Here is a 26,299-nt window from a genome sequence, read left to right on the forward strand (position 1 = left end):
CAAGCACCGCGCCAGCCCGCAGCGGGTCCGGGCGACCCGGTGGCGCGCAAGAAATGCGCGCCTCGGAGCTCATGGCCCAGGGCGCGCAAATCCTGCGTGACGACGGCGCGTCAGTGCATCAGGGAGGTCCGCCCGCTCCGGTTCGGGGCCAGGGACTCGCGCGTCACGGTCTCGTGGCCGGTGGCCTTGCCGCGCTCGAGCAGGGACTTGAAGCGCAGGAGGTCGTCGTCCATCTGCCGCTTGGGGTCGACGCCCAGCAGCCGGGCGAAGGCGTGGCCGATGGCGCCGGCAGGCGGGTTGTATGACAGGCGGATGTCCACGCGGGTGCCGCCCTTCGCGGTCGGCTCGAAGTGGATGACGCCGGCGTTCTCCACGGAGGTGCCCTTCACGCTCTTCCAGGCGAGGAGCTGGTTGGGCACTCGCTTCGTGACGACGGCTTCCCATTCGAAGTGGAGGCCGGCGGGGCCACGGACCTTCCAGTGGGAGCGACCGCGCTCGTCGACGCGCACCTCGTCCACGTGGGTCATGAAGCGCGGGAAGTTCTGCATCGCGTCCCAGAAGGCGAAGACCTCCTCCACGGGCGCGTTCACGGTGATGTCCTTGTGCAGGGTGATGGCGCGAGGCCCCGCGCCGATACCCGTGAGCCGGCGCAGCTCCAGGTTGCTGAGCGCGCGGATGCCGAGGACCGCGCCGCCGAGTCCCAGGAGCGAGCCCAGGACACCGCGTTGCTGGAGCGCCCAGGATGCGAGGGAGATACCTCCGAGCGCGCCGAAGAAGCGTGACGAGGGGGACCAGTGCCTGGAGCCGAAGGGGCGTCGCCGCGCGATGCCGCCCTGGAGCTCGGACTGGCGGCCGGGCTGGGCGAAGGGGAGCAGTCGATTGTCCACGCCGCGCACGCCTCGGACGCGGCCGAGGTAGGGGACGGCGGACTTGAGCTCCTCGAGCAGGATGGAGCCCTCGAGCGTGACGATGCCGTCCCTTGCGGACACCTTCACGGAGCCCGGATGCGAGCAGACCCGTCCAAGGGCCGCGCGGACGCGCTCGGTGAGGGTGACGTCGTCGACGGGCTCCGAGCGGAAGCGACTGACGGACTCGAAGAACAGGCCTCGCGAGCGCTGGGCCAGGTCGCGGCGGACGACGTCGACCGCGGAGCTGGCCTCGTGGGCGGCGTGCACGGCCCTGCCCTGCAGATGAGACCTGCGCCAGCGGCCGCTGCGTGGATCGCTCCAGTACATCAGCCCCACGCCCAGCCCCAGTCCCCCGAGCCCCCAAATGGCTGCCTTCATGAAGTGCCTCCTGTTGGGTTGTCGATAAGTCCCATCGGGAGAACCTGACGGCGGACATGGCGCGATGCAGCAACCACGGGACGTCCGAGCCGGGCCCCGTGAGCACGGCCCCCGCGCGTGAGGGCCACGAGAGCCTGGGTGGCCCACGCGAGCGTGTGCGGGAAGGTGCCCGCATGACCGGGCGTGCACACCTTGAGCGGGCAGACGGACCGAATCCCTTCAAGGAGCGCCGCAAGAATGCCCACGCAGCAGCCGCCGATCCCCGGGACTCCGCACCCGACGCCCCTGCCTCCCGAGCCCGAGCCCAACGCGCCGGTCAAGGAGCCGGACCCTCGGCAGCCCCAGCATGAGCCGCCCTTCCGGCAGCCTCCCGCCGAGGAGCCGCCGCGCAAGCAACCGCCGGAGATCGAGCCTCCCCTGCCGCCTGACATCTCGCCGCCGGGGATTCACGACCCGCCGCCTCCAGGGCAGCCGGGCAAGCCGAGCATCATTGCGTAGAGAGGCTCACGGCGACCACGGGTCGCCCGCGCGAACGTCCGATGCGCGCTGGGCGATGGTCAACCAGGAGAATCGGGCCGCGAGGGCGTCGAGCACTTCATCCGAGTGCACGTGCGCTCTCGCTGCGTCATCGAAGAAGAGTGGATCCAGCTCGAACACGACGCGCGAGCCGTTCGACGGGCCTGTCCTTGAGTCCTGCAAGGGAGAGATGAGGCCGCCTCGAGAATAGGCACTCTCGCAGCATCGCTCTCCGTTCGAGACCTGCAGGAGTACGCGGGATGACAACGCACTGAGTAGAATGCCGTGGCCATCGAGGAACTCCCAAGTCCTTGGGCCCCCCGCGAAAAGGTTCAACATTCTCCACTCGATGGAACTGAGGGTGGAGCGCCCACGGCCAAGAAACTCGGACGAAGAACACTGCCAGGGGCAGGTCATCTCGAATGCGGGGCCTGGCCAGAGCCGGAGCACGACCGGAAGCCGCTCGGCACCATTTCCTGTGATGGCCATGCTCTCGACAGTCAACTTGAGCAACACCTCGGCCTGCGAGCACGGATCAGAGGCACCCTCCAAGTACATCCCCGGACGAGCCCGGATGGCTTCATGCGGCCAGAGAATCTTGATGTTCACGGTCGTCATGGATGCAAACTCTCACCCTGAGTGGTCGCCCACGTCTACGTCGACCTCGCAGGACGACGAACTGCTTCACGGGCCAGAGATCATGCCCACAGGGCCCAGACGGGCCGTGCCCGAGCAGGGACCCCATCCCCTCTGCGTCGACCACGAATAGGGAATGTCCGGCAGCAGATAGCGACCCGGTCATCCCAGACAGTGGCCAACCGGCCAACCCGGGCTCCATTCTCAGAGCAACCAGACACTGGATGCAGTATCTGGCCGCCCTGGCTCTCCCCTATGACCAGGGTCTCTTCTTCAACCCCTGGCCTGAACCATGTCGATCCCCAATCGGACATTCTTGTGGATGTTGAGCTGTGCACTGATGCTGGGAGCATGTGGCCCCGAGCACAATGACAGCCTTGGCGAGAATCCAAGTCTCCCACCCATGGACAACACAGCGGAGGCGTCGCCCGAGATGTACTCCGAGACTTCATCACCAGTCTCCGGAGGCGAACCTGAATCCCTATCCGTCCAAACATGCAGACTCGAATGGTACGACGTCTGTCGGTCGGACCTCACGACCTGCAACGTAAGGTGCTGTGATGGCTACTACGACAACACGCATGTGGCCTGCTCCGACTGTGCGCCTTGGGCCCGGGGCAAGTGCATCAACCGTGGTGGAGTGAAACGCATCCGCTGGACACCGTGACGCGTACCCAAGCAGAAACATTCGCAGACCCTGAGTCATGGCGTGTGAAAAAGAGAAGCGCCATGCCACGCTCCATGGGCCCGAGCCAAACAGGGCTCGGGCAGCAGGATGTGACTAGGCCGTCCGTGCACCTCCGCTGAGTGCATGACCACGTTGAACTCCGAGGCACGTCCACCCACCCACGCACCGAGGAGCCACACATGACAGGACCCGCGTTCCAGGATCGCTCCACGGCGGGCCGGGCCCTCGCGCGGCTGCTCCGCCACCACGCCCACCGTCCCGACACCCGCGTGCTCGCGCTCCCACGCGGCGGTGTCCCTGTCGCCTATGAAGTCGCCCGCGCGCTCGGCGCCCCGCTGGACGTCTTCATCGTCCGCAAGCTGGGCACGCCCGGCCACGAGGAACTCGCCATGGGCGCCATCGCCACTGGCGGCACACGCGTCCTCAACCCCGAGGTCATCGACGAGCTCGGCATCACCTCCGCGCAGCTCGACGCCGTCACCGCGCATGAAACCCGCGAGCTCCAGCGTCGCGAAGTCAGCTACCGCCAGGGCCGCCCCGCCCTCGATGTCCACGGATGCGACGTCATCCTCGTCGACGACGGCCTCGCCACCGGCTCCACCATGCGCGCCGCCGTCGCCGCCCTGCGCCTGCAGCACCCCTCCCGCATCACCGTCGCCGTCCCCGTCGCCCCTCCCGACACCTGCGACGCCCTGGCACCGCTCGTCGACGAGATGGTGTGTGCCCGGACCCCGGAGCCCTTCGGCGCCGTGGGCCTGTGGTACCGGCACTTCGACCAGACCTCCGACGAAGAGGTCCAGGACCTCCTCGCTCGCTCGGCCCATGAAGCCGCGCCGCGGCCAGGAGTCTGAGCCACCCCCGCGGCGCACCCCGGACCCGCCCCCTTGCCCACCAGACGACGAGGGCACCCGTCCCTGGGCCTCGATGCACGGCGCGCCCCTGGATTCCAGGTAGGCTCGCGCGGCCCACGCCCCCATGCACGAGTTCCCCTCACGCAGTCAGATGCTCCTGGCCGCCTTCACCGCCGCCGCGCTCGCCGCCCTCATCGAATGGGCCTGGACCAGCGCGGACGCGGCCAATCCCCTGCCGCGCATCCTCGCCACCTCCGCGCTCGTCCTCACCTGCGCGGGCGTCCCCGCCCTCCTGCTCGCCCACGCCCGCGAGCGCACCCGCCGCGAGCGCGACGCAGCCCTCCGCAGCGCCGGTGACTCCAGCGCCCTGCGCGACGCCCTCATGGACGTCACCCCCGTCGGCTTCGCCTTCTTCGACCGCAACCTGCGCTACATCCACGTCAACACCGCGCTCGCCGCCATGAACGGCCTGCCCGCCGGTGGACACCTGGGCCGCCACGTCACCGAGGTCATGCCCGAGCTGGGCCGACTCCTCGCCCCACGCCTCGAGCGCGCCCTCGGCACCGACGCCCCCGTCCAGGACACCTGCCTCGAAGTCGAAACCCCCGCCGCCCCCGGCGAGCCCCGCTTCTGGTTCGGCAGCTACTCGCGCGTGCGCGGCGCCGGCGGCGAAGTCCTCGGCGTCATCGCCTCCCTCTCCGAGCTCACCGAGCGCATGCGCGCCGAGCAATCCCTCCAGGAGCACGAGGGCCGCCTCGACGTCCTCACCCGCTCCCTGCCCGACTACCTCTGGGGCGGCAAGCTGCGCGACGGCAGGCTGCGCGACTTCTACTGCACCCCCGTCATCGAGCGCACCACCGGCTACCCCGCCTCCGCCTTCGTCGAGCCCTCCCCCGGCGGCGGCCCGCCCCGCCTCTGGGCGGAGATGATCCACCCCGAGGACCGCGCGCGCTACCGCTCCCGCATCGAGTCGCTCGCCCCCGGCTCCGAGGTGGAACTGGAACACCGCCTCATCTGCGCCGACGGCCGCGTGCGCTGGGTCCGCAGCCGCGCCGCCGCCTCCGCGCGAGACACCCAGGGCGAGCTCCACGTCGGCTGCGTCGTCACCGACATCACCGACCGCTACCTCGCGGACGAGCTGCGCCAGCGCCTCCACGACAGCTTCCGCCGCTCCGCCCAGGAGTGGACCCGCACCTTCGACGCCGTCGCCGCCCCCCTGCTCGTGCTCGGCGCGGACGGCGTCATCCACCGCCTCAACGCCCCGGCCTGCGCGCTGTTCGGGGGCCTGGACCCCTCCGGCCAGCCCCTGTCCACCGCGGCCAGCATGCCGCCCTGGTCCAGCACCCCGCCCCTCATCGACGAGCTGCGCCGCACCCACGGCACCATCACCCGCGAAGTCACCGACCCGCGCTCGCGCCGCACCTGGGAGCTGTCCGCCGCCTGGGTCGACGAGGCCGGAGGCGACGACTCACGCATCATCCTGGTCGCCACCGAAGTCACCCGGCTGCTCGAGCTGCAGGCCAGCCTGCGCCGCAGTGAGACCATGGCCGTCATGGGCGCCATCGTCGCGGGCGTGGCCCACGAGGTGAGAAACCCCCTCTTCTCCATCTCCGCCGTGGTGGACGCGGTGGAGGCCACCGTGGGCCAGCGCGCCGACCTGGCCCCGTACATGGACGTCCTGCGCGGCGAGGTGCGCCGCTTGAACCACCTCACCCAGGAGCTGTTCGAGTACGGCCGGCCCACGCGCGGCGAATGGGTGGAGGGCCCCGTGCACCCCGTCGTCGAGGAGGCCCTGGCCGCGTGCGCCCTCACCGGCGAGCAGGCCCGCGTGGCCGTCACGCCGCTGCTCACCGAGTCCCTGCCGCCCGTGCGCATGGACTCGCGGCGGCTGTTCCATGTCTTCCGCAACGTGCTGGAGAACGCCGTGCAGCACTCCCCCGCGGGAGCCACCGTGCGCGTGTCCACCGCGGTGCTCGAGGAGGAGGGCCGCGCCTGGGTGCGCTGCACCGTGCGCGACGGCGGCCCGGGCTTCCGCGAGGAGGACCTGCCCCACGTCTTCGAGCCCTTCTTCAGCAAGCGCCGGGGCGGCACCGGCCTGGGCCTGTCCATCGTCCAGCGCATCCTCGAGGAGCACCAGGGCGCCATCCGCCTGGGAAATCATCCCGAGGGTGGCGCCGAAGTCACCCTGCTGCTACCAGCGGTTTCCTCGCCTCCGGCCACCGTGCCCCTAGACTCGCTCGCCTCATGACCCGTACCCGCATCCTCCTCGTGGACGACGAGCCCGGCGTCCGGCTCGGCATGAGGGGCTATCTCACCGCCCACGGCTTCGACGTGGACGAAGCCCAGAGCCTCGCCGAGGCCCAGGAGGTCTTCCGCACGCACCGCCCCGACGTGGCCGTGGTGGACTACCGCCTCACGGACGGCACCGCCCTGGAGCTGCTCCCGCGCCTCAAGGAGATCGACGCGGCCGTGCCCCTGGTCGTCCTCACCGGCCATGGCTCCATCGAGCTGGCCGTGCAGGCCGTGAAGGAGGGCGCCGAGCAGTTCCTCACCAAGCCCGTGGAGCTCGCCGTCCTCAAGGTCGTGCTGGAGCGCCTGGTCGCCCAGCGCCGCGAGCGGCAGCGCCTGCGCGCGGACCTGTCGCGCACCGCGCGCGCCTCGGTGGACCCGTTCCTGGGCACCAGCGTCGCCATCCAGAACCTGCGCGCCGAGGCCGAGCGCATGCAGCACAGCGACAGCCCCGTGCTCGTCACCGGCGAGACGGGCAGCGGCAAGAGCGTGCTCGCGCGCTGGCTGCATGAAGGCGGCCCCCGCGCCGACGCGCCCTTCGTCGACCTCAACTGCGCGGCGCTGTCCAGGGACTTGCTCGACTCGGAGCTGTTCGGCCACGAGAAGGGCGCCTTCACGGGCGCGGTGGCCAACAAGCAGGGCCTGCTGGAGGTCGCCGACCGGGGCACGCTCTTCCTCGACGAGATTGGCGACATGGACCTCACCGTCCAGCCCAAGCTCCTCAAGGTGCTGGAGGAGAAGCGCTTCCGGCGGCTGGGCGACGTGCGCGACAGGCGCGTCGACGTGCGCCTCATCGCCGCCACGCACCAGGACCTGGGCACCGCCACCCGCGAGAAGCGCTTCCGCAGCGATTTGTACTTCCGCGTCAGCACCCTCATCCTCCACGTGCCCGCCCTGCGCGAGCGCCCCGAGGACATCCCCGTGCTGGCCCGGAGCTTCCTCGCGGAGATGGGCACCGCGCGCGGACGCGGCGGCGTGGGCCTCCTGCCGGACGCAGAGACGGCCCTGATGCGCTACGCCTGGCCCGGCAACATCCGCGAGCTGCGCAACGTCCTGGAGCGCGCCGTGCTGCTCTCCGGCGGCGGCGCCCTGTCCCGCGGCGACCTGCGCTTCGAGTCCTCCCCCGACGAGCCCGCCGCCGAGGATGACCTGACCCTCGAGGAGCTCGAGCGCCGCCACATCGAGCGCGTGCTTCGCCGGGAGAACGGCCACGTCGAGCGCGCCGCCGTCCGCCTGGGCATCCCCCGCTCCTCCCTCTACGAGCGCCTCAAGCGTTTGGGAATCAACAGATCTGGATTCCAGAAATCGGATCCGTGATCTGGACGCAAGGCGGACGAGGCACCGGGCGACAGCCCGCAAGTATCGGGAAAGTCGTATCGCGGGGGGCCTGAGTACGGTTGGCCCCAGGCTTGCTCTCCGGCGGCCGCGTGTCTCAGAACCTCCTCATCGTCGACGACGAATCCACCCTGTGCTGGGTGTTGGGGCAGTTCTTCTCGGGGGCCGGCTACCGCGTGGACTCGGCGCAAGCGCTCGATGAGGCGCTGGGGTTGATGACGACGGGCCGCTACGACCTGGTCATCAGCGACCTGCGGCTGAGCGGCACGCAGTCCGAGGAGGGGCTGGTGCTGGCGGACTTCGTGCGCCGCTTCACCCCGGACACCCGCGTGGTGCTGCTCACGGCCTTCGCTTCTCCGGAGCTGACGGCCCGGGCCCGTGAGCTCGGCGTCGACCTGGTCTTGCCCAAGCCGCAACCCCTGCCTTCCCTGGCCCAACACGTGTCGCAATTGTTGGCGGCACGTTGATGTGGGTGGTGCCCTTCTGGCACCGTCGGAGCATGCGAGTGCTTTTTCCTCCCACCCGCCCGTGGGCGTGGTTCGCGCTGGCGCTGTTGCTGGCGAGCGGCGCCCAGGCACAGATTCCCGCCTCCCAGGCCATCGACGTGCAGCAGTACAAGCCCGGACCGGGCGCCTATGACGTGCTGGGGCTGCACGGCGCGCGCGTGGGCCGGCACCTCGACTGGAACCTGGGGCTGTCGGTCAACTACGCGGATGATCCGCTCAACCTGCTGGACCCGAGGCGGGACGCGTTCGTCTACCGCATCGTCGACAGCCAGCTCACCGTGGACGTGCTGGGCGCGCTGGCGCTGTTCGACTGGCTGGAGGTCGGCGTGGCGCTGCCCATCTCCACCACCACGTCGCAGCCCGCGGGCGAGGTGGCCCCGTCGCTGGCGCAGGGCGTGGATGCCACGGGCATCGGGGATTTGCGGCTGGTCCCCAAGGCGCGCCTCCTGTCCACGGACGGAGGCCTGCACCTGGCCGTGGCCGCGTCGGTGACGATTCCCACCTCGGGAGGCGACGAGTTCCTGGGCTCCGACGGGCTCACCTTCCAGCCGAGGCTCATCGCCGAGTGGGCCACCGAGCGCGTGCGCCTGCTCGCCAACGTGGGCGTGAACCTGCGCGGCGAGGAGCGGCTGCGCAACCTGCGCGTGGGCAGCGAGTTCGCGTACGGAATCGGCGCCGAGGTGCCGCTCACCGAGAAGCTCTCGGTCGCCGCGACGCTCGCGGGCGCGCTGGGGTTGAAGGAGACGAACACGGAGGAGCGGCCCCTGGAGGCGCTCGGCGCGGTGAAGTACCGCTTCACCCGTGAGCTCGCGGCCCATGTGGGCGCGGGCCCCGGCCTCACCCGAGGCTACGGCACCCCGAGCTTCCGCGTGCTGGGTGGACTGAGCTGGACGGCGTCCTCGGCGCCCTCGTCAGCCCCCGCGTGCACGCTCGGCCCCGAGGACTACGACGGCTTCCAGGACGACGACCACTGCCTGGACCCGGACGACGACAACGACGGCATCCTCGATGGACCGGACGTGTGCCCCGGCGAGCCGGAGACCTTCAACGGCTATCAGGACGAGGACGGCTGCCCCGACTCGCCTGGCGAGCACGCTCCCGCGTCCGAGGACGCACCCACCCAGGCCCCCGAGGCGAGCGCGCCGATGACGCTCCCCCCCGCCCCCGTGGACACGGACCAGGACGGCATCGTCGACAGCGAGGACCGCTGCCCCAGCGAGCCCGAGGACCTGGATGGCTTCGAGGACGCGGACGGCTGCCCCGACCCGGACAACGACAGGGACGGCATCCCCGACACGGCCGACGCGTGCCCGCTGGAGGCGGAGACCATCAACGGCGTGAAGGACGAGGACGGCTGCCCCGACCAGGGCACGTCGAGCGTGCGCCTGGAGGGCTCGCGCATCGTCATCCTGGAGAAGGTCTACTTCGCCACGAGCAAGGACGTCATCCTGCCCAAGTCGTTCAGCCTGCTCGCGCAGGTGGCCTCGGTGCTCAAGGCGAACCCGCAGCTCCAGTTGGTGCGCGTGGAGGGCCACACCGACAGCCAGGGCTCGGACGCGAAGAACCTGGACCTGTCGCAGCGCCGCGCCAACAACGTGAAGGCCTTCCTGGTGAAGTCCGGCATCGCGCCGGAGCGCCTGGAGGCGGTGGGCTTCGGCGAGACGAAGCCGGTGGACACCAACAAGACGCCCAAGGGACGCGAGAACAACCGCCGCGTCGAGTTCAACATCGTGAAGGCCGCCGACTCCTCGGCGGGGGAGGCCACGCCATGAGTCGGTCCACTTCCTGGCTGATGGTGCTGACGCTCTCGGGCTCGCCCGTGCTCGCGCAGTCGCAGGGCGCGGAGCCGTGCGGCGGCGTGCGCTTCAACAATGGCCGCGTGGAGCTGGGCCGCACGCTCGCGCCCCAGGGCCCGGAGACGGAGCAGTGCCTGAAGCACGTGGGACAGGCGCTCGTGGCCCGTCCCGCCATCCGCTCGGTGACGGTGGCCGCCCGGCTGCCGGACGCGGAGCGGCTGGGAGGCCAGGGCCTCGCGGTGGCGAAGGCGGCGGCGCAGGTGCTGGTGGCGGCGGGCGTGCCCCAGACGCGCGTGTCCGTGGTGGCGCCTCCCGCGGTGCCGGGACAGCCGGGGCAGCTCCAGCTCGCCTACGTCGAGCGCCCCGCGCAGCCCCGCGTGGCCCGCGTGCGCGCGGCGGGTGGAAGCATCCTGGCGGGCGCCACGGAGGACGCCCTGCAGCCGCGCGCCATCGGTGACTCGCTCCACACGGGCGAGCTGTTCCAGACGGCCAGCGACGCGAGCGCGGAGCTGGAGCTGGCGGACGCAAGCCGGGTGCGTGTGCAGCCCGACAGCCTCTTGCGGCTGGGCACCCTGGAGCTGAGCGCCCAGGGCACGCGCGTGGTCCGCCTGGAGCTCTTGAAGGGCTCGGTGGAGACGGTGGCCGCGCCCGGTGGCGAGGGCTCCGTGTTCGAGGTGCGCACGCGCGGCGCGGTGGCCGGGGTGCGCGGCACGCAGTTCCGCGTGACGGCGAAGGAGGACGGCGCCAGCCGCCTGGAGACGCTCGAGGGCAAGGTGGCGCTCGGCGCGCAGGGGGCGGAGGTCGACGTGGGCGCGGGCCAGGGCTCGCGCGTGCTGCCCGGCGTCGCTCCCGAGGCGCCCCGGGCGCTGCTCACGGCGCCGCGACTCGAAGGGCCCCGCGGCGGGACGTTCACCACGCCGCCCACGCTGAAGTGGCTCGAGGTGAAGGAGGCGAAGCACTACCGCGTGGAGCTGGCGCGGACGGCGGACTTCGCCGCGGGCGTGCGGACCCTCGAGGCCACGGGCCTCACGCTGACAGTGCCCGGTGAGCACACGGGCAAGTGGTTCTGGCGCGTGTTGCCGGTGGACAAGGACGACTTCATCGGCTTCCCTTCCAAGATCCATGCGTTCGAGCTGAGGCCCTGAGACGCGCCGATGAACCCGAGCCCCGACACGCCTGCGCGAGGCCCCTGGCTTCCCCGCCCCTCTCCGGGGCTGCTTCGCGTGGTGGCGGCGGGCGTGGGCGTGGCGCTGGCGTGCGTGACGGCGGCGACGGGCGGAGCGCCGGGGCCCCTGGAGCGCTCGCTCTATGACCAGGTCGTCAGCCGGCTCTTGCCGGGTGTCCCGCGCAGCGCGGACCTGGTGCTGGTGGAGGTGGATGACCGGGCGCTGATGGCGCTGGGTGAGCGCTGGCCCCTGTCGCGGGCCACGTGGGCGCGGGCCTTCAAGGCCCTGGCGGCGCAGCGTCCGGCGGCGGTGGCGGTGGACGTGGTGTTCGACCAGCCCGGGCCGCGCGACGCGCTGGAGCTGGGCGAGGACGTGCTGGCGGCGCTGCGGGAGTCGGGGCTCGCCGGGCAGCCCGCGGGCGCGGCGCTGGTGGCGGACCTGGAGGACCGGCTGCGCGAGCAGGACGGCGACGCGCGACTGGCGGAGGCGCTCGGGGAGAACGGCGCCGTCATCCTGGGCGCCGCGGCGTTGATGGACGAGGTCTCGATGATGGCGCCGCTCGAGGACACCGCGGCCGCCGATTCGGTGTCGATGCCCGTGGACCGGCTGCGGCTCCAGGCCCGGAGCGTCGCGGGCAGCATCGCCCCGCTGCGGATGGCGGCGCACGGCAGCGGCACCTTGAACATGCTGGTGGACGCGGATGGCGTCATCCGGCGCTACCCGTTCGCCGTCGACGTGGACGGCCGGAGGTGGCCCTCGCTGGCGCTGGCGACGGCGCTCAAGCTGATGCCGGAGCAGTCGGAGTCCCTGCTGCGCCGGGCGAGCGTGGACCAGGGCGCCCCGCTGATGCGGCTGCCTTCACCCGACTGGCTGCCGAGGGTGAGCCTGGCGGACGTGCTCCAGGCGGACCCGCGCTCGGTGGGGCTGGACCTGGCGCTGCGGGGCAAGACGCTCTTCGTCGGCGTCACCGCGACGGGGCTGCACGGGCAGAGCACGCTGCCGGGCCAGGTGGCGGTGCCGGGGGTGGAGATCCACGCCTTCGCGCTGGACAACCTCCGCGCGGACCGGCTGATGCGCTCGTCGGGCGGGGTGGCGCTCATGGGCCTGCTGGAGACCGTGGCCCTGCTGTGGCTCTTCGGCTGGCGCTGTCGCCGCGTGCGGACGCTGGGGGCCGTGGGGAGCACGGCGCTGGTGCTCGGCATGCTGCACGTGGCGCTGGTGGGGTGGCTGGCGGCGGACCTGGGCTGGGTGTTGCCGCTGGTGCCCGGGGGCCTGGGGTTGGGGCTGATGCTGCTGGTGGACTCGGCGCTCCGGGCGGAGGAGCTGGGCCGTCAGCGTGGCGCCCTGCGTCGACTCTTCGTGCGCTATCCCCAGTCCGCGCCGGGGACCTCGGCCCCGCCGGGCGAGGGCCGGTAGCGGCCGGGCGGGCAGCGTTGCCCGAACAACCTCGCGCGGTGGCGACCATCACCGGCGCGGTCCCATCCGTGGCAGCATCGGTGAGACATGGCCCGCTACGCCCTCATCGCCGAGCCCGACCCCCACCGCGCCGCCAGCCTGCTCACCCTCGTCGCGGGGGAAGGGCTCGAGGGCATCCTGGCCCGGGATGGCGCGGAGGCCCAGGAGGTGGTCCGCCAGCGCAGCGCCCCTGCCCTGTTGCTCACGGACCTGGCCTTGCCGCGCGTGGATGGCTTCACGCTGCTGTCGTGGCTGCGTGAGCGGCAGGACGCGGGCGGCACGCAGGTGGTGGTGGTGACGGCGTTCGACGAACTGCGGGTGCGCGCGTGGCAGCTCAAGGAGGCGCTCGGCATCCACTCGCTGCTCAGCCGACGCGCGCCGACGGAGACGGTGCGCGACACCGTGCGCCGGGTCCTCGCCGGACAGCGTCCCCTGCCCGCCACGCCCGCGGAGAGCGTCCCCGACGACGAGCACCAGCGGCTGGCGCACATCGACGCGCTGCACCTGGTGGACGACGGCCCTCCGGAGGCGGAGCTGCAGGAGCTCGTCACGGAGGTGGCGCAGGCCTTCGGCGTGCCCGTGGCGTTGCTGACGTTGGTGCTGGGAGACAGGCAGTGGTTCAAGGCGCACGTGGGGCTGCCGCACGCGCTGGCGCGCGACAGGGGCACGCCCCGGGACTGGGCCTTCTGTCACCACGTGGTGATGGGGCGCGAGTCGCTGGTCGTCCCGGACGCCACGCGGCACCCGGTGTTCAAGGACAACCCGCTGGTGCGCGACGGCATCGTCGGCAGCTACGCGGGCGCGCCGCTGGTGACGCCGAGCGGTGAGGTGCTGGGCACGCTGTGTGTCATCGACACGCGGCCCCTGGTGCTCGGCACCGAGGACATGGCGGCGCTGCGGGAGCTGGCCCGGCGCGTGGCCGGGGACCTGGAGCTGAAGTCCCGGGCGAGGACGGAGGCGAGGGACTGGAGCCGCTCGCGGCAGGAGCCCTCGCGCTCGGAGCTGGCCGCGCTGACGCAGGTGCGGGACGCGATTCAAGCGCTCGACGTGGCGACGCTGCTGGTGGCTCCGGGCCGGCAGCCCTTCGCGGGCAACGCCGCGCTGGCGGAGCTGCTGGGGCTGCCGTTGGAGGGGATTGCGAAGCTGACCTTCGACACCTTCCGTCAGCACGTCGCCAGCCTGACGGCGGACCCGACGGGGCACTCGCCGTTGCTCGACCTGGCGTCGGACACGTCGCGGGGACTGCACCTGTCCCTGACGCTGGAGCACCCACGTCCCCGTCGCATCCGGTGGGTGGCGCGGCCGTTCGCCATCCCGGGCGGCATGGCGCAGTTGCTGACGCTCTCGGAGCCGGGGGGCGTGTCTCCGCGCGACGAGCGTGAGCGGATGCTGCGCGTGGATGCGCTGACGGGACTGGCCACCCGACGCGCGGGTGAGGAGCGCCTGCTGCGTGAGATTGGCCGATGCCGGAGGGACGGCGTGCCCTGCGGCGTGTTGCTGGTGGACCTGGTGGGGCTCGGTCGGCTCAACCTGCGGCACGGGTTCGACGCGGGCGACACGGCGCTGCGGGATGTGGCACGGCATCTGGAGCCGGTGGGGGCGCCCACGGGCTTCGCGGTGCGGTGGGAGGGCGGCACGCTGCTGGTGGCCCTGCCGGGGCTGGACGCGGGTGCCACCGAGGCGCTGCGGGAGCACCTGCTCTCCGAGCTGGAGACGTTCGAGGTCCACACCGTCGCCGTGGCCGTGGAGGGTGAGGAGGACCCGGGGCAGACGCTCGCCCGGGCCCATGCGGCGCTCGCGCGGGTGAAGGCGGAGCACCCCGGGCTGAGGGACAGGGGAACGGTGTAGAACAGGGGCTCATGGCCCCGCCCTCCGTGCCCGACCGGCTGCGATTGCCTCTTCGCTTCGACGTGAGCCGTCTCCAGGAGGAGCTGGCGCGGGTGCCCCCGGAGGCGTGGGTGCCGCACTTCAACACCCGCTTCTACGAGGGCGAGTGGAGCGGCGTCCCGTTGCGCTCGGTGGGAGGGATGGAGGGGCGCATCTACCCCGACCCCACCGCACGACAGGAGTACGCGGACACGCCGCTGCTCGGGCGTCACCCCGCGTTCCGGGAGGCGCTCGCGATGTTCCGGTGTCCCATCGGCTCGGCGCGGCTGTTGAAGCTCGCGGCCCGCGCGAACATCCGCGAGCACACGGACTACAACCTGGCGTTCGAGGATGGCGAGGTGCGCATCCACGTCCCCATCGTCACGCATCCGGAGGTGAGCTTCGTGCTCTCGGGCCAGCGCGTGGACATGAGGCCCGGGGAGTGCTGGTACCTGAACTTCAACCTGCCCCACCGCGTGGACAACTCCGGGGACACGGACCGCGTGCACCTGGTGCTCGACTGCGTGGTGGATGACTGGCTGCGGGACGTCTTCGCGAGGGCCGCGACGGAGGAAGGCGGCGCTCGTGTCGCTTGAGGACTTCGAGCGCTTCCGTGTGCGAGTGCTGGAGGACGAGGGGCTTCAGGAGGAGTTGCGAGGGCCGAAGGATGTGCCTGGGTTCATCGCGCTCGCCATCCGGTTGGGGGCGGAGCGGGGCTGTCACTTCACGGAGGCGGAGCTTCGCGAGCTGATGCGCGAGGAGCGCAAGCGGTGGCTGGGGACGTGGGTATGAGCTCGCGGCTGGACGGGTGGATACCAGCACGGCTGCAGGTCGAGGGTGAGCAGCCCTGGGTCGACTGGTGTCACCTGGGGAGCCAGCGCTTCACGGACCCGTTCTTCGACGAGACACTGGAGCGCCGGCTGCGGCATCCGTTCCCCCTGCTCTTCCGACATCGGACGTCGATGGAGACGCTGGTGGAGAGACAGTCGTCGCACCCGGGGTTGCCGGTGCGAGGGCTCGTGTTCCACATGTCCCGCTGCGGCTCCACGCTGCTCGCGCAACTGCTGGCATCGCTGCCCCGCCACATCGTCCTGTCCGAGGCGGCCCCCGTAGACACGGTGCTGCGCATCCATTCGCGGCTCCCGTGGGTGGATGAGGCGCGGCGAATCGAGTGGCTGCGGGCGGTGGTGGCCGGACTGGGCCAGCAGAGGAACCCCGAGGAGCAGGCGGTGTTCCTCAAGCTGGATGCGTGGCACGTGTTGGAGCTGCCGCTGCTCGAGCGGGCGTTTCCCGGGGTACCGTGGCTGTTCTTGTATCGGGACCCGGTGGAGGTCATGGCCTCACATCAGAAGCACCGGGGCGCGCACATGCTGCCGGGGGTGTTGGAGCCCGCACGTGTGGGGCTCGGAATGGAGCAGTTGTCCGAGCTGTCATTGGAGGAGTACGGCGCACGGGTCCTCGCGCGACTGTGCGAGGCGGGGCTGGAAGGCTATCGCGCGCGGAAGTCACCGGCGTTGCTGCTGAACCACCGGGGGCTCCAGGACACCGCCGTGTCCCGGCTCGTGGAGCTGTTCGGGATGGAGCCGGATGCCCTCGAGCTGGAGTTGCTGACCCAGGCCGCGGCCCGTGACGCGAAGAACCCCGTGCTCCCGTTCGAGGACGACACGCGGCAGAAGGCCGAAGCGGTCAGCGAAGCCTCGCGCAAGGCAGCCGAGAACGGGGTACGCCCCGTGTACGATGCGCTGGAAGCGGAGCGACTGCGGGCCGAGCCCGCGGACCGCTTGTCTTCATAGACACCGTCGGCGGGGATGAACACGTAGAGGGACTCGGCTGCCGTCAGCTGGGGTGGACCGGCCCGTAGACGGGTGATCTCCGTCTTGGTGACACAGCCGACAGGAACAGGAAGGAGAGGACGGTCCACCGCGTCGACTTCATGGGACTCCCGGTGCGCTGCCCTGGAGAGAGCCATTGCCGGCAGCATGCATGGCAAGACATATCACACCCGGCTGGAATCAGGCAGCGGGGCGCCATGAGGAGGGCAGCGACGCTTCATCCCGGTTGTACTTTGCAGCTCCAATAGAGACTCGGCTTTTCCGGTGTTCAACGGAGCACCGACTGAACTTGCGGGCAATGATTGGCTGGTGCGGGCACGCAACGACAACACAAGAATCCTCCAGCCGAGCCCGAACAATGCCGGCACCCACAATTCACTGGCAGCATGCCTACCCATATGGCAGACATACTCCCGACTTCCTTGCCAGGGCGAGAGGACCCATCCGGTCCCGTCTGACAATGGAGGGGGGAGAACACCATGCTGATGGCAATGGCAGTCCGCCGCGGTGGAGCGCTGCTCGCGACCTTGGGATTGGGAGCACTGGCCGGCTGTGGGAGCAGCACGCAGACGACGGGCCCCGGGGAGGAGATGGTCAACAGCGAAGCCGAGCTCTACGTGGCCTCCACGCGGTTGTGGCGGCCGATGAGCATCCCCGTGTGTTGGGAGAACCCGGGAGCGAATGACGGCACGCAGCGCCAGTGGGTGCGCGACGCGGTGGAGCGGACGTGGGCGACCCGCTCGGGAGTCCGCTTTACCGGCTGGGGCACCTGCGCCGCGGGGGCCATGGGCATCCGGCTCAACATCAGCGATGTCGGCCCGCATGCGAAGGGGCTGGGGAACGCCATCAACGGCGTCGCCGCGGGCGTGGTGCTGAACTTCACGTTCAACAACTGGAGCCAGGGCTGCCAGAACACGCGCCAGTACTGCATCGAGACGATCGCCGTGCACGAGTTCGGCCACGCCCTGGGCTACGCCCACGAGCACAATCGCCCCGACACGCCGGGCTCCTGCACGGAGCCTCCGCAGGGCTCCAATGGTGACCAGACCATCGGCGCGTGGGACCTGGCCTCGGTGATGAACTACTGCAATCCCCAGTGGGCGGGGGATGGCAACCTCAGCGTCACGGACCAGGTGGGCGCACAGCAGACGTATGGCGTTCCCTGGGAGTCGCTGGGAGGCAACCACACCTCCGCGCCCGCGGTCGCCGCGCGCGGCACGAACCGGCTGGATGTGTTCGCTCGCGGCACGGACAACCAGCTGTGGCAGGCCTACTGGAATGGCACCGGTTGGTTCTCGTGGTTCCCGCTCGGCGGCACGCTGACCTCGGACCCGGCGGCCGTGAGCCGTGACTCCAGCCGCATCGACGTGTTCGCCAAGGGTTCGGACAACGCCATCCATCAGAAGTCCTGGACCGGGACGACGTGGACGGCCTGGTCGTCGCTGGGCGGCAACTTCGCCTCGGGGCCCACCGTCGCATCGTGGGGCTCGAACCGGATGGACGTGTTCGTGCGTGGCACGGACAACGCGGTCTGGCAGTCCTTCTGGACCGGCTCCACATGGAGCTCCTGGTTCTCGCTCGGCGGCACGATTGCCTCGGACCCGGCGGCGGTGAGCTGGGGGTCCGGCCGCATCGACGTGTTCGCCCGGGCCACGGACAACACCATCGTGCAGAAGTATTGGAATGGCACCACGTGGGTGGGCTGGTCTTCCCTGGGCGGCAACTTCATCTCGTCACCCACGGTCGTCTCCCGAGGGGTGAACCTGCTGGATGTGTTCGCCCGGACCGCGGACAACGCGCTGTGGAGCAACACCTGGAATGGCGCGAGCTGGAGCGGCTGGACGTGGCTCGGCGGCGAGCTGGCCTCCGCGCCGGAGGGCGTGAGCAAGGCGTCAGGCCACATGGACGTCTTCTACATCGGTTCGGATGGCGCCCTGCGGCACTCCTGGTACCGGAACGGGTGGTAGGCGGTTGAGCTGACGCCGTCACCTCGAGCGCGGGTGAGCGCGCGGCCGGAGAACCCTTTCGACGACCGCGTACTCATGACATAGCGTGGTCTCCCTCGACCGGGAGGCCGCGCATGGCAGACACGAACGAGGCGGACGAGTCGCTCGGCCTCGCCGCTCCAAGCCGCACGACGACATGAAGGTCGCCGACCCACGCCTGCTCGAGGAGCTGTCCCAGGCCCCGGGCTTCATCTGCATCCGAGCCCGTCGAGCGGCCTGAGCCAGAGACCCGCGACGGGCGCTGGCGCCTCCGTCACCACCGGGCCGACTCGCCCGACAGCGCCGACATGGCCAGACGCGCCATGAAGGACTCCACCTGCTCGCGGTTCGGCAGCCCCGACAGCGCCCCCAGCCGCATCGTGGCCAGGGCCGACGTGGCGTGCGCGAAGCGGGCCGCGTCGGATAAAGAGCGCCGCTCACCCAATGCCACACATAGGGCCGCGGAGAAGGCATCTCCCGCCCCCGTGGTATCCACCCAGTCCACGGGGAGGTTGGGCAGCCACAGCTCAGCCTCGGACCCGAGGAGCAGGTTGCCCTGCGGCGCGGCGACCACCGCGGAGCCGACGCCCCGCCGCAACAGGTTCTCCGCCGCCTGACGGGCGGACTCGCGGTCCACCACCTCGACGCCCGTCAGCACCTCCGCCTCCAGGTCATTGAGCCGGATGACATGGACCGCCTCGAGCAGCTCCTCGGGCAGCGCCGTGGGCGGCGCCGGGTCCAACACCACATGCGTCCCCGCGGCCCGCGCGACATGGACCGCCGCGACGACGACCTCGAGCGGGACCTCCAGCTGCACCAGCAGGACATCCGCGCGGGAGATGCGCTCCTCGGCGGCGAGCACGTCGGGAACTCGCATCCGTCGGTTGGCCCCTTCCGCGGACAGGCTCTGCCGGTGCCCTGACTCATCCACCATCTCGAGCACGACGCCCGTGCTCGCGCCCGGGTCCCTCGTCACGGCGAGCGTGTCCACGCCCTCGCCCTCCAGTTGCTCCAAGAGCCCGAGTCCCCGGGCATCCGCGCCCACCCGCCCCACCAGCGTCGCCCGGGCCCCCAGACGCGCGGCGGCCACGGAGGCGTTGGCGCCCTTTCCTCCCAGGCTCTCCAGGAACAGGTGCCCCTCCACGTTCTGCCCCTGCCTCGGGAGCCGAGGCCCCTGGACCAGGAAGTCCGTGCTGATTCCACCGACCACCAGGATGTCCGCCTGTCGACGCGCAGCCATGACCGTCGTCCCCCTCCCCACCCCACCGTCCGATGCCGCGACTCGCGCGCGAAGACGCCGAGCACGAAGCCTCATCAAGCTAGGCATCACCGGGACACGGCACGGCGGACGGCCACACGTGCCACCGTCGCGCCGGCCTCCCACATCGCGTGGACCCGACGGAAGGACCCAGGGGGCCGGAGCGCGACCCTCGAAGAGACAATCTTCGAGGTGGCGGCATCGCATTCCACGCCTCCGCTACGAACAGGGACTTCAAATGGACCCGCCGAACAGGGCCATCCACCTGCCCAGAAGCCCCAGCACTTCCCCAACCCCCTGAAACTCCTATGCGGGGCCCACGACCCCTGGCGCACGAGCGCGTTGACACCTCGCGTCGACCGGTGCTACCTACCGGTCGGTAGGTCGTGGCTTTTGAAAACTTTACAGTCCACCGTGACGAGGCACACGTGACGCATAGCGGACGGAAGCCGGATGAAGGCGAGCGCTACAAGGCCATCCTGGAGACGGCGGCGCGGCTCATCTGCGAGCGCGGCTACGAAGGCACCTCGATGCAGGAGATCGCCGCCGCGTGCCGGATGACGAAGGCGGGGCTCTACCACCACATCCAGAACAAGGAGCAGCTGCTCTTCGCCATCATGAACTACGGGATGGACCTGTTCGAGGAGCAGGTCCTCTCGCGCGTGCAGGACATCGCGGACCCGGTGGAGCGGCTGCGCGCGTGCATGCGCCACAACATCCTGCTGGTGACGCGCGGGTGGAGCAAGGAGGTCATCATCATCCTCCACGAGCACGCCACGCTCACCGGTGAGGCGCGCGCGTTCATCGACAGCCGCAAGAAGCGCTACGTCGACTTCCTGGAGGAGGCCTTCTCGCAGGCCGCGCAGCAGGGGCGCATCCGTCCGGTGGACCCGACCATCGGCGCGTTCTCGTTCCTGGGCATGGTGCTGTGGGTCTACAAGTGGTTCAAGCCCGACGGCCGCCTCTCGGATGAGCAGATCGCCGACGGCATGGTGGAGCTGCTCTTCCCGCCCATCGTCGCCGCCGCCGTGGATGGCCAGCCCGGGGTGTCCTCGCTGCGCATGGTGTCTCGCTCCGGAACGGAGGGGACGTGAAGACCGCGCGCTGGTGCTCGCTGGAAGACGCCGTCGCGTCCATCCCCGACGGCGCGTCGCTGGCCACGGGCGGCTTCATGCTCGGCCGCGCGCCCATGGCGCTGGTGATGGAGCTCATCGCCCAGGAGCGCCGCGGCCTTCGCCTCATCTCGCTGCCCAACCCGCTGCCCGCCGAGCTGCTCGTCGCGGGCGGGTGTCTGGCCCACCTGGACATCGCCTTCGGCGCGCTGAGCCTGGAGGGCCGCGTGCGCCCCATGCCCTGTATCAAGCGGGGAATCGAACAGGGCACCCTGTCGTGGCGCGAGCATGACGGCTACCGCGTCGTCCAGCGCCTGCGCGCCGCCTCCATGGGCCTGCCCTTCATCCCCGCGCCGGACGCCGATGTGTCGGGGCTGGCGCAAGCCGAGCCGCCACGCACCGTGGTGGACCCGTTCACCGGTGAGAGCGTCCCGGTGGAGCCCGCGTACTTCCCGGACGTGGCGCTCATCCACGCGCGCGCCGCGGACGAGCGCGGCAACCTGTACATGGAGGACCCCACCACGGACCTGCTCGTGGCGGGCGCCGCGCGCCGCGTGATTGCCACGGTGGAGGAGCGCGTGACGAAGCTGCCTCGCGCCACCATCCCCGGCTTCCAGGTGGACCGCATCGTCCTCGCGCCCGGCGGCGCGCTGCCCACCGGCTGCGCGGGGCTGTATCCCCACGACGACGCGATGCTCGCGCGCTACCTGTCGCTCGCCGAGACGGGCCAGGAGGCGGAGTTCCTCGCCTCGCTGAAGACGCGGAGGGCGGCATGAGCGCGGCCCTGGACATCACCCCCGCGGAGACCGTGGTCTCCCTGCTCGCGCGACAGATTGATGACGGCGCCGTGGTGGCCACGGGCGTCGCCTCGCCGCTGGCCATCCTCGCCATCGCCGTGGCCCGCGCCACGCACGCGCCGGGCCTGACGTACCTGGCCTGCGTGGGCTCGCTGGACCCGGACATCTCCTCGCTGCTCCCCTCCTCCGAGGACCTGGGCTACCTGGAGGGGCGCTCGGCGGAGATCACCATCCCCGACCTGTTCGACCACGCGCGCCGGGGCCGGGTGGACACCGTCTTCTTCGGCGCCGCCGAGGTCGATGCCACCGGCAGCACCAACATGACGGCGAGCGGCAGCCTGGCGCACCCGCGCACCAAGTTCCCCGGCGTGGCCGGCGCCGCGACGCTGCGCCAGTGGGTCCACCGCCCCGTGTTGCTGGTGCCGCGCCAGTCCCGCCGCAACCTGGTGCCCGAGGTGCAGGTGGCCACCACCCGGGACCCGCGCCGCGACGTGCGGCTCATCTCCGACCTGGGCGTCTTCGAGCTGGGCGCCTCCGGTGCAAGGCTGAAGGCGCGCCACCCGTGGGCCTCGACCGAGGACATCGCCGAGCGCACGGGCTTCGACTTCACGGTGGACGACTCGCTCACCATCACCCCGCTGCCGGACGCGCGCACCGTCGCCGCCATCCGCGCGCTGGACCCTCGCGGCCTGCGAGACCAGCTCGTCGGTCGCTGAATCCAGGCATCCCTGTTTCGACTTTTGTGTCTCGCGGAGGTACGAGATGAAGGCCATTGTTCTGCGCAGTTTTGGTGAAGCCGGCAATTTGAAGCTGGAGGACGTCCCCGTGCCCGCACCGGGCAAGGGTGAGGTCTTGCTGCGGGTTCACGCGTGCGGGGTTTGTTATCACGATGTCATCAACCGTCGCGGCAACCTGCCTCGCACCCACGTGCCAGCGATTCTCGGCCACGAGGCCGCGGGTGAAGTCGTCGCGGTGGGGCCTGAGACACCGGGGTGGAAGACAGGCGACCGGGCGGCGACGCTCCAGCGGATGTCCTGTGGCACCTGCGCGCTGTGCCGCAGCGGGCGTAACAGTCTGTGCAAGACGGACAACCGCTTCTTCGGCGAGGAGCTGCCGGGCGGGTATTCACAGTTCATGGTGGCGCCCGTCGCGGGACTGGGCCGCGTGCCGTCGTCGCTCCCCTGGACGGAGGCCGCCACGGTGTGCTGCACCACGGGCACGGCGGTGCACACCCTGCGCACGCGCGGTCGCATCCGTGCGGGTGAAACAGTGCTCATCACCGGGGCCAGCGGCGGCGTGGGGATGTCCGCGGTGCAATTGGCCAAGCTGGACGGAGCGCGAGTCATCGCCGTGACGTCTGGCGAAGCCAAGGTGCAGCCCTTGCGGGCCGCCGGCGCGGATGAGGTCATCCTGTCTCGGGGGCTGGATTTCGCGGCGGAGGTGCGCAAGCGGACGCAGGGCCAAGGTGTCGACCTCGCGGTGGAAATCGTCGGCAGCGCCACCTTCGACCAGACGCTCAAGGCCATGGCTCCCGGCGGCCGGCTCGTCGTGGTGGGCAATCTGGAGTCGGGGCTCGTGCAGGTGAATCCCGGGCTCATTATCGTCAAGGAGCTGGAGATCATCGGTGCGTATGCCACGAATCAGGCCGAGCTCGATGAAGCACTCCGGCTGACGGCGACGGGCGGGGTGCGCCAATTCGTCACGGACACGGTTCCGCTGGCTGAAGCAGCGCGGGCGCATTTCCGACTGGAGAACCGCGAGGTGGCGGGCCGGTTGGTCTTGGTGCCGCCAGAGGCGTGAGCAGAAAAAAGTCCTGCAACCCCAGACATCGACGCTCGAGTTGGAAATGAGGAAGCCCATGCAGAGAAAAGTTGGAATCGAGGCCCTGGCGGTCGCGGTGCCCTCCCGGTACGTGGACATCGAGGACCTGGCGCGCGCCCGGAACGTGGACCCGGCGAAGTTCACCTCGGGGCTCGGCGCTCGGGAGATGGCCGTCACGGACCCGGGTGAGGACACGGTGGCGCTGGCCGCCACGGCGGCGGCGAGGCTCATCCGGCAGCAGGGCGTGGACCCGTCGCGCGTGGGCATGCTCGTGGTGGGCACGGAGACGGGCATCGACCACTCCAAGCCTGTCGCGTCCCACGTCCAGGGTCTGCTGAAGCTGCCGCGGACGATGCGCACGTATGACACGCAGCACGCCTGTTACGGCGGCACCGCGGGGCTGATGGCCGCGACGGAGTGGATCGCCTCCGGCGCGGGTGCGGGCAAGGTCGCCATCGTGGTGTGCGCGGACATCGCCCGGTATGGCTTGAACACGGCGGGCGAGCCGACGCAGGGAGGCGGCGCGGTGGCGCTGCTGGTGTCCGAGCAGCCGGACCTGCTGGCTCTGGACGTGGGGCTCAACGGCACGTGCACCATGGATGTGTATGACTTCTGGCGGCCCATCGGCCGGCGGGAGGCCGTGGTGGACGGGCACTACTCCATCAACTGCTACCTGGAGGCGCTGTCCGGCGCGTACCGGGGCTGGCGCGAGAAGGCGCTGGCGGCGGGGCTGGTGCGCTGGTCCGGCTCGCTGCCGGGGGAGCAGCTGGCGCGCATCGCCTACCACGTGCCCTTCTGCAAGATGGCGCGCAAGGCGCATACGCAGCTGCGGCTGTGTGATCTGGAGGACGCGAAGGACTCGAAGGCCGGGACGCCGGAGGCTCGCGAGGAGCTGGCGAAGTCGGCCGCCAGCTATGACGCGCAGGTGGCCTCGTCGCTGGGGCTCAACGCGCGCATCGGCAATGTGTACACGGCGTCGCTGTACCTGGCGCTCGCGGGGCTGCTGCATGGCGAGGGCGCGAAGCTCGCGAACCAGCGGATTGGGCTCTTGTCCTACGGCAGCGGCTGCATGGCGGAGTTCTTCTCCGGCGTCGTCGGGGAGAAGGCCGCCGAGCGGATGGCGCGCGCGGACCTGGACACCGTCCTGGCCCGGCGCGAGCGCGTGCCCATCGAGGAGTACGAGCGGCTGATGAAGCTGGGCTCGGATGCGCCCGAGACGAAGGCTCCGCCCCCGGGCGCGTTCCGCCTCACGGAGATTCGCGACCACAAGCGCCTGTACGCCGAAGGCAGCGCGGCCTGAGGCTCACGGCTCCGTCCCACACGCAATGGGACGGAGTGAGCCTGCGGACCCGTCTCGGCTCCGCGCGGAGGACGAACGCGCGGGGCCCCCTCACCCGGGGACGGCGGGCCGCATCTCGCGCTCCGTAGCAACGAGAGTGCGAGGAGACGCGCCCACGCATTGGCCGAGTTCCTCCACGCCGCCGCTCACTCGCTGGCCCGGGCCACGTGCCGACGATGCGGGGGCGCCTGGATGTCCGCACCCGGGGACGAAGGGGGCTGGGAGCCCCTCCCCACTCCAGGACGTGAGTTCCGCCACGCCGCCGCTCACTCGCTGGCCCGGGGCCACGTGCCGACGATGCGGCGACTCCTGGATGTCCTCACCCGGGGACGAAGGGGGCTGGAGCCTCTCCCCACTCAGGGCGTGAGGTCCTCCACACCGCCACTCACGCGCTGGCCCCGGTGCCACACGCCGACGATGCGGCGGGTGTCCAGGACGTCCGCCGCGGGGTTGCCCTCCACCAGCACGAAGTCCGCGCGCTTGCCGGCCACCAGCGTCCCACGGTCGTCGAGCTTCAAGAGCGCGGCCGCATCCCGGGTCGCGTGACGCAGGGCCTCCAGCGGAGTCAGGCCCGCATGCACCATCAACTCCAGCTCCCGGTGCTCCGCGAAGCCGGGAATGCGCAGGGGGTTCGCCCCCGAGTCCGTCCCGAAGCCGATGGACACGCCCGCGTCGTGGAGCGCCTTCACGTTGCGCAGGTTCATCGCCACCGACGCCCGGTTCTGCGCCAGCGCCTTCGCATCCCCCAGCGCCTTCGCGCGCCACGCCGGGTCCGCGAACTGCGCGGCCAGCTCCGGCTGCACCGCGTGCTGGAAGAACGGCGTGCGCATCCACTCCGGCGCCTCCGCGTAGATGTAGAACGTCTCGTCCAGCCCCAGCGTCGGCACGTACCACGTCCCTCGCGCCTTCATCTCCCGCACCAGCTCGTCGTCCACCGGCCTGTCGCGGATGCCGTGCGCGAGCACGTCCACGCCCTCGCGCACCAGTCGCTTCGCGTCGTCCAGATAGTAGACATGCGCGGCCACGCGAAGCCCCTGCCGGTGCGCCTCGTCGATGATGGCCGCCTGCACCTCCGGCGACATCTTCACGGGGACCGAGTGATGGAAGTCATCCACCCAGATCTTCAACAACGCCGGCCGGCGTGACGCCGACTCCCGCACCGCCGCCCTCGCCTCCTCCACCGTCCTCGGCCGATAGAGCTGGTCCGCCCCCACGCCCACCGGTGGCGCGCCGTCCGGTACACCGAGCCCCCGGTCCGCGCCCAGGATGTCCGCGCCCTTCGGCGCCCCCGCGTTGAGCTCCTCCTGCAACTTCGGGAACAGCTCCGTGTTGAACCCGAGCGACATCACCGTGGTGACGCCGTACACCTCGTACTGCCGAGCCTGTCGCAGGACATTCTCCCGGGTGAAGTGCCCCGAGCCGGACTTCGACCCCTCCACCACGCCCAGATGCGAGTGGTCCGCGACGAGCCCCGGGAACACGCTCCTGCCCTTCACGTCCAGCACCTGGGCGCCGGACGGCACCGTCACCTCGGCCGACGGCCCCACCGCGCGGAGCGTCTCGCCCTCGATGACCAGCGTCGCATCCTCGATGGGCGGGCCACCGTTGCCGTCAATGAGCCGCGCACCCTGGAGCACCACCACGGCTCCCTCGCCACCGCGCACCGCCTCCGGCACGTTTCGCGCGCACGCGAGCACGCCGAGGAATGAAACGAGCCACCAGGACTTCCAGCCGGCGTGCGGCGTCGACCAGGACACGAGGACCT

22 protein-coding genes are annotated in these 26,299 nt (G+C 70.9%); 18 read left to right on the forward strand and 4 right to left on the reverse strand.

Annotation, left to right across the window (positions count from 1 at the left end):
* Window positions 1-110 precede the first annotated feature (110 nt).
* Window positions 111-1,352 (reverse strand): SRPBCC family protein, encoded by a 1,242-nt coding sequence (locus tag AC6JA9_RS25535; RefSeq protein ID WP_473566242.1) that lies wholly within the window; start codon window positions 1,350-1,352, stop codon window positions 111-113.
* Window positions 1,353-1,523: 171 nt separating this feature from the next.
* On the opposite strand from AC6JA9_RS25535, the gene AC6JA9_RS25540 reads away from it, so the two are divergent.
* Entirely contained in the window at window positions 1,524-1,784 is a 261-nt protein-coding gene (locus tag AC6JA9_RS25540; RefSeq protein WP_497957973.1) for a hypothetical protein, read from the forward strand.
* Between the two features lie 6 nt (window positions 1,785-1,790).
* Here the strand turns inward: AC6JA9_RS25540 and AC6JA9_RS25545 are convergent, their stop codons facing one another.
* On the reverse strand, window positions 1,791-2,420 hold the full coding sequence (locus tag AC6JA9_RS25545; protein WP_497957974.1) for an ATP-binding protein: 630 nt from the start codon (window positions 2,418-2,420) through the stop codon (window positions 1,791-1,793).
* 885 nt (window positions 2,421-3,305) lie between these two features.
* Here AC6JA9_RS25545 and AC6JA9_RS25550 point away from each other — a divergent pair.
* The 12 genes from AC6JA9_RS25550 (at window position 3,306) to AC6JA9_RS25605 (ending at window position 18,189) form a co-directional block, all read left to right on the forward strand.
* Window positions 3,306-3,977 (forward strand): phosphoribosyltransferase, encoded by a 672-nt coding sequence (locus AC6JA9_RS25550; protein ID WP_497957975.1) that lies wholly within the window; start codon window positions 3,306-3,308, stop codon window positions 3,975-3,977.
* A 124-nt stretch (window positions 3,978-4,101) separates the two neighbouring features.
* The gene (locus tag AC6JA9_RS25555; protein WP_497957976.1) at window positions 4,102-6,225 is read left to right on the forward strand and encodes a PAS domain-containing sensor histidine kinase; all 2,124 of its coding nucleotides are present in this window, start codon (window positions 4,102-4,104) and stop codon (window positions 6,223-6,225) included.
* Window positions 6,222-7,583, forward strand: a complete 1,362-nt coding sequence (locus tag AC6JA9_RS25560; protein ID WP_141333129.1) for a sigma-54-dependent transcriptional regulator — start codon at window positions 6,222-6,224, stop codon at window positions 7,581-7,583. The genes AC6JA9_RS25555 and AC6JA9_RS25560 overlap by 4 nt, the downstream gene beginning before the upstream one ends.
* Window positions 7,584-7,693: 110 nt before the next feature.
* Window positions 7,694-8,068 carry a response regulator gene (locus tag AC6JA9_RS25565; RefSeq protein WP_046718138.1) on the forward strand — a complete coding sequence of 125 codons (375 nt, stop codon included), beginning with the start codon at window positions 7,694-7,696 and terminating at the stop codon, window positions 8,066-8,068.
* Window positions 8,068-9,879 (forward strand): OmpA family protein, encoded by a 1,812-nt coding sequence (locus AC6JA9_RS25570; protein WP_267700582.1) that lies wholly within the window; start codon window positions 8,068-8,070, stop codon window positions 9,877-9,879. Before AC6JA9_RS25565 ends, AC6JA9_RS25570 begins: the two co-directional genes overlap by 1 nt.
* Window positions 9,876-11,048: a FecR family protein gene (locus AC6JA9_RS25575; protein WP_497957977.1), complete on the forward strand. Its 1,173-nt coding sequence runs from the start codon at window positions 9,876-9,878 to the stop codon at window positions 11,046-11,048. The genes AC6JA9_RS25570 and AC6JA9_RS25575 overlap by 4 nt, the downstream gene beginning before the upstream one ends.
* Before the next feature lie 9 nt (window positions 11,049-11,057).
* Window positions 11,058-12,485 (forward strand): CHASE2 domain-containing protein, encoded by a 1,428-nt coding sequence (locus tag AC6JA9_RS25580; protein WP_408890068.1) that lies wholly within the window; start codon window positions 11,058-11,060, stop codon window positions 12,483-12,485.
* Window positions 12,486-12,572: 87 nt separating this feature from the next.
* Window positions 12,573-14,372 carry a GGDEF domain-containing response regulator gene (locus tag AC6JA9_RS25585; protein ID WP_497957978.1) on the forward strand — a complete coding sequence of 600 codons (1,800 nt, stop codon included), beginning with the start codon at window positions 12,573-12,575 and terminating at the stop codon, window positions 14,370-14,372.
* Between the two features lie 11 nt (window positions 14,373-14,383).
* Entirely contained in the window at window positions 14,384-14,986 is a 603-nt protein-coding gene (locus tag AC6JA9_RS25590; protein WP_408890066.1) for an aspartyl/asparaginyl beta-hydroxylase domain-containing protein, read from the forward strand.
* On the forward strand, window positions 14,976-15,182 hold the full coding sequence (locus tag AC6JA9_RS25595; protein WP_141332616.1) for a Nif11-like leader peptide family natural product precursor: 207 nt from the start codon (window positions 14,976-14,978) through the stop codon (window positions 15,180-15,182). Before AC6JA9_RS25590 ends, AC6JA9_RS25595 begins: the two co-directional genes overlap by 11 nt.
* Window positions 15,179-16,183, forward strand: a complete 1,005-nt coding sequence (locus AC6JA9_RS25600; protein ID WP_408890065.1) for a sulfotransferase family protein — start codon at window positions 15,179-15,181, stop codon at window positions 16,181-16,183. Before AC6JA9_RS25595 ends, AC6JA9_RS25600 begins: the two co-directional genes overlap by 4 nt.
* A 524-nt stretch (window positions 16,184-16,707) precedes the next feature.
* Window positions 16,708-18,189: a DUF8189 domain-containing protein gene (locus tag AC6JA9_RS25605; RefSeq protein ID WP_408890064.1), complete on the forward strand. Its 1,482-nt coding sequence runs from the start codon at window positions 16,708-16,710 to the stop codon at window positions 18,187-18,189.
* A 292-nt stretch (window positions 18,190-18,481) separates the two neighbouring features.
* Here AC6JA9_RS25605 and AC6JA9_RS25610 read toward each other — a convergent pair whose 3' ends face one another.
* Window positions 18,482-19,447: a ribokinase gene (locus AC6JA9_RS25610; RefSeq protein ID WP_223747597.1), complete on the reverse strand. Its 966-nt coding sequence runs from the start codon at window positions 19,445-19,447 to the stop codon at window positions 18,482-18,484.
* Window positions 19,448-19,893: 446 nt separating this feature from the next.
* On the opposite strand from AC6JA9_RS25610, the gene AC6JA9_RS25615 reads away from it, so the two are divergent.
* Genes AC6JA9_RS25615 through AC6JA9_RS25635 form a run of 5 tightly spaced genes read left to right on the forward strand, consistent with a single transcriptional unit; the run spans window position 19,894 to window position 24,495 of the window.
* Entirely contained in the window at window positions 19,894-20,559 is a 666-nt protein-coding gene (locus AC6JA9_RS25615) for a TetR/AcrR family transcriptional regulator (RefSeq protein WP_223747595.1), read from the forward strand.
* The gene (locus tag AC6JA9_RS25620; RefSeq protein ID WP_141325865.1) at window positions 20,556-21,353 is read left to right on the forward strand and encodes a CoA transferase subunit A; all 798 of its coding nucleotides are present in this window, start codon (window positions 20,556-20,558) and stop codon (window positions 21,351-21,353) included. Before AC6JA9_RS25615 ends, AC6JA9_RS25620 begins: the two co-directional genes overlap by 4 nt.
* Window positions 21,350-22,090 carry a CoA-transferase subunit beta gene (locus AC6JA9_RS25625; protein WP_223747593.1) on the forward strand — a complete coding sequence of 247 codons (741 nt, stop codon included), beginning with the start codon at window positions 21,350-21,352 and terminating at the stop codon, window positions 22,088-22,090. Before AC6JA9_RS25620 ends, AC6JA9_RS25625 begins: the two co-directional genes overlap by 4 nt.
* A gap of 46 nt (window positions 22,091-22,136) precedes the next feature.
* Window positions 22,137-23,174 carry an alcohol dehydrogenase catalytic domain-containing protein gene (locus AC6JA9_RS25630; RefSeq protein WP_046714462.1) on the forward strand — a complete coding sequence of 346 codons (1,038 nt, stop codon included), beginning with the start codon at window positions 22,137-22,139 and terminating at the stop codon, window positions 23,172-23,174.
* Between the two features lie 58 nt (window positions 23,175-23,232).
* Window positions 23,233-24,495 (forward strand): hydroxymethylglutaryl-CoA synthase family protein, encoded by a 1,263-nt coding sequence (locus AC6JA9_RS25635; protein WP_497957979.1) that lies wholly within the window; start codon window positions 23,233-23,235, stop codon window positions 24,493-24,495.
* Between the two features lie 395 nt (window positions 24,496-24,890).
* On the opposite strand, the gene AC6JA9_RS25640 is transcribed toward AC6JA9_RS25635, so the two are convergent.
* Window positions 24,891-26,291 carry an amidohydrolase family protein gene (locus AC6JA9_RS25640; protein WP_497957980.1) on the reverse strand — a complete coding sequence of 467 codons (1,401 nt, stop codon included), beginning with the start codon at window positions 26,289-26,291 and terminating at the stop codon, window positions 24,891-24,893.
* Between the last annotated feature and the right edge of the window lie 8 nt (window positions 26,292-26,299).

Source organism: Myxococcus sp. MH1, from assembly GCF_059738865.1.

Excerpts from the sequence above, each read along its gene's own strand:
- AC6JA9_RS25540 (WP_497957973.1), top strand. The coding sequence starts at position 1,524 with ATGCCCACGCAGCAGCCGCCGATCCCCGGGACTCCGCACCCGACGCCC.
- AC6JA9_RS25545 (WP_497957974.1), bottom strand. The coding sequence starts at position 2,420 with ATGACGACCGTGAACATCAAGATTCTCTGGCCGCATGAAGCCATCCGG.
- AC6JA9_RS25550 (WP_497957975.1), top strand. The coding sequence starts at position 3,306 with ATGACAGGACCCGCGTTCCAGGATCGCTCCACGGCGGGCCGGGCCCTC.
- AC6JA9_RS25555 (WP_497957976.1), top strand. The coding sequence starts at position 4,102 with ATGCACGAGTTCCCCTCACGCAGTCAGATGCTCCTGGCCGCCTTCACC.
- AC6JA9_RS25560 (WP_141333129.1), top strand. The coding sequence starts at position 6,222 with ATGACCCGTACCCGCATCCTCCTCGTGGACGACGAGCCCGGCGTCCGG.
- AC6JA9_RS25570 (WP_267700582.1), top strand. The coding sequence starts at position 8,068 with ATGTGGGTGGTGCCCTTCTGGCACCGTCGGAGCATGCGAGTGCTTTTT.
- AC6JA9_RS25575 (WP_497957977.1), top strand. The coding sequence starts at position 9,876 with ATGAGTCGGTCCACTTCCTGGCTGATGGTGCTGACGCTCTCGGGCTCG.
- AC6JA9_RS25580 (WP_408890068.1), top strand. The coding sequence starts at position 11,058 with ATGAACCCGAGCCCCGACACGCCTGCGCGAGGCCCCTGGCTTCCCCGC.
- AC6JA9_RS25585 (WP_497957978.1), top strand. The coding sequence starts at position 12,573 with ATGGCCCGCTACGCCCTCATCGCCGAGCCCGACCCCCACCGCGCCGCC.
- AC6JA9_RS25590 (WP_408890066.1), top strand. The coding sequence starts at position 14,384 with ATGGCCCCGCCCTCCGTGCCCGACCGGCTGCGATTGCCTCTTCGCTTC.
- AC6JA9_RS25600 (WP_408890065.1), top strand. The coding sequence starts at position 15,179 with ATGAGCTCGCGGCTGGACGGGTGGATACCAGCACGGCTGCAGGTCGAG.
- AC6JA9_RS25605 (WP_408890064.1), top strand. The coding sequence starts at position 16,708 with ATGGCAATGGCAGTCCGCCGCGGTGGAGCGCTGCTCGCGACCTTGGGA.
- AC6JA9_RS25610 (WP_223747597.1), bottom strand. The coding sequence starts at position 19,447 with ATGGCTGCGCGTCGACAGGCGGACATCCTGGTGGTCGGTGGAATCAGC.
- AC6JA9_RS25625 (WP_223747593.1), top strand. The coding sequence starts at position 21,350 with ATGAGCGCGGCCCTGGACATCACCCCCGCGGAGACCGTGGTCTCCCTG.
- AC6JA9_RS25630 (WP_046714462.1), top strand. The coding sequence starts at position 22,137 with ATGAAGGCCATTGTTCTGCGCAGTTTTGGTGAAGCCGGCAATTTGAAG.
- AC6JA9_RS25635 (WP_497957979.1), top strand. The coding sequence starts at position 23,233 with ATGCAGAGAAAAGTTGGAATCGAGGCCCTGGCGGTCGCGGTGCCCTCC.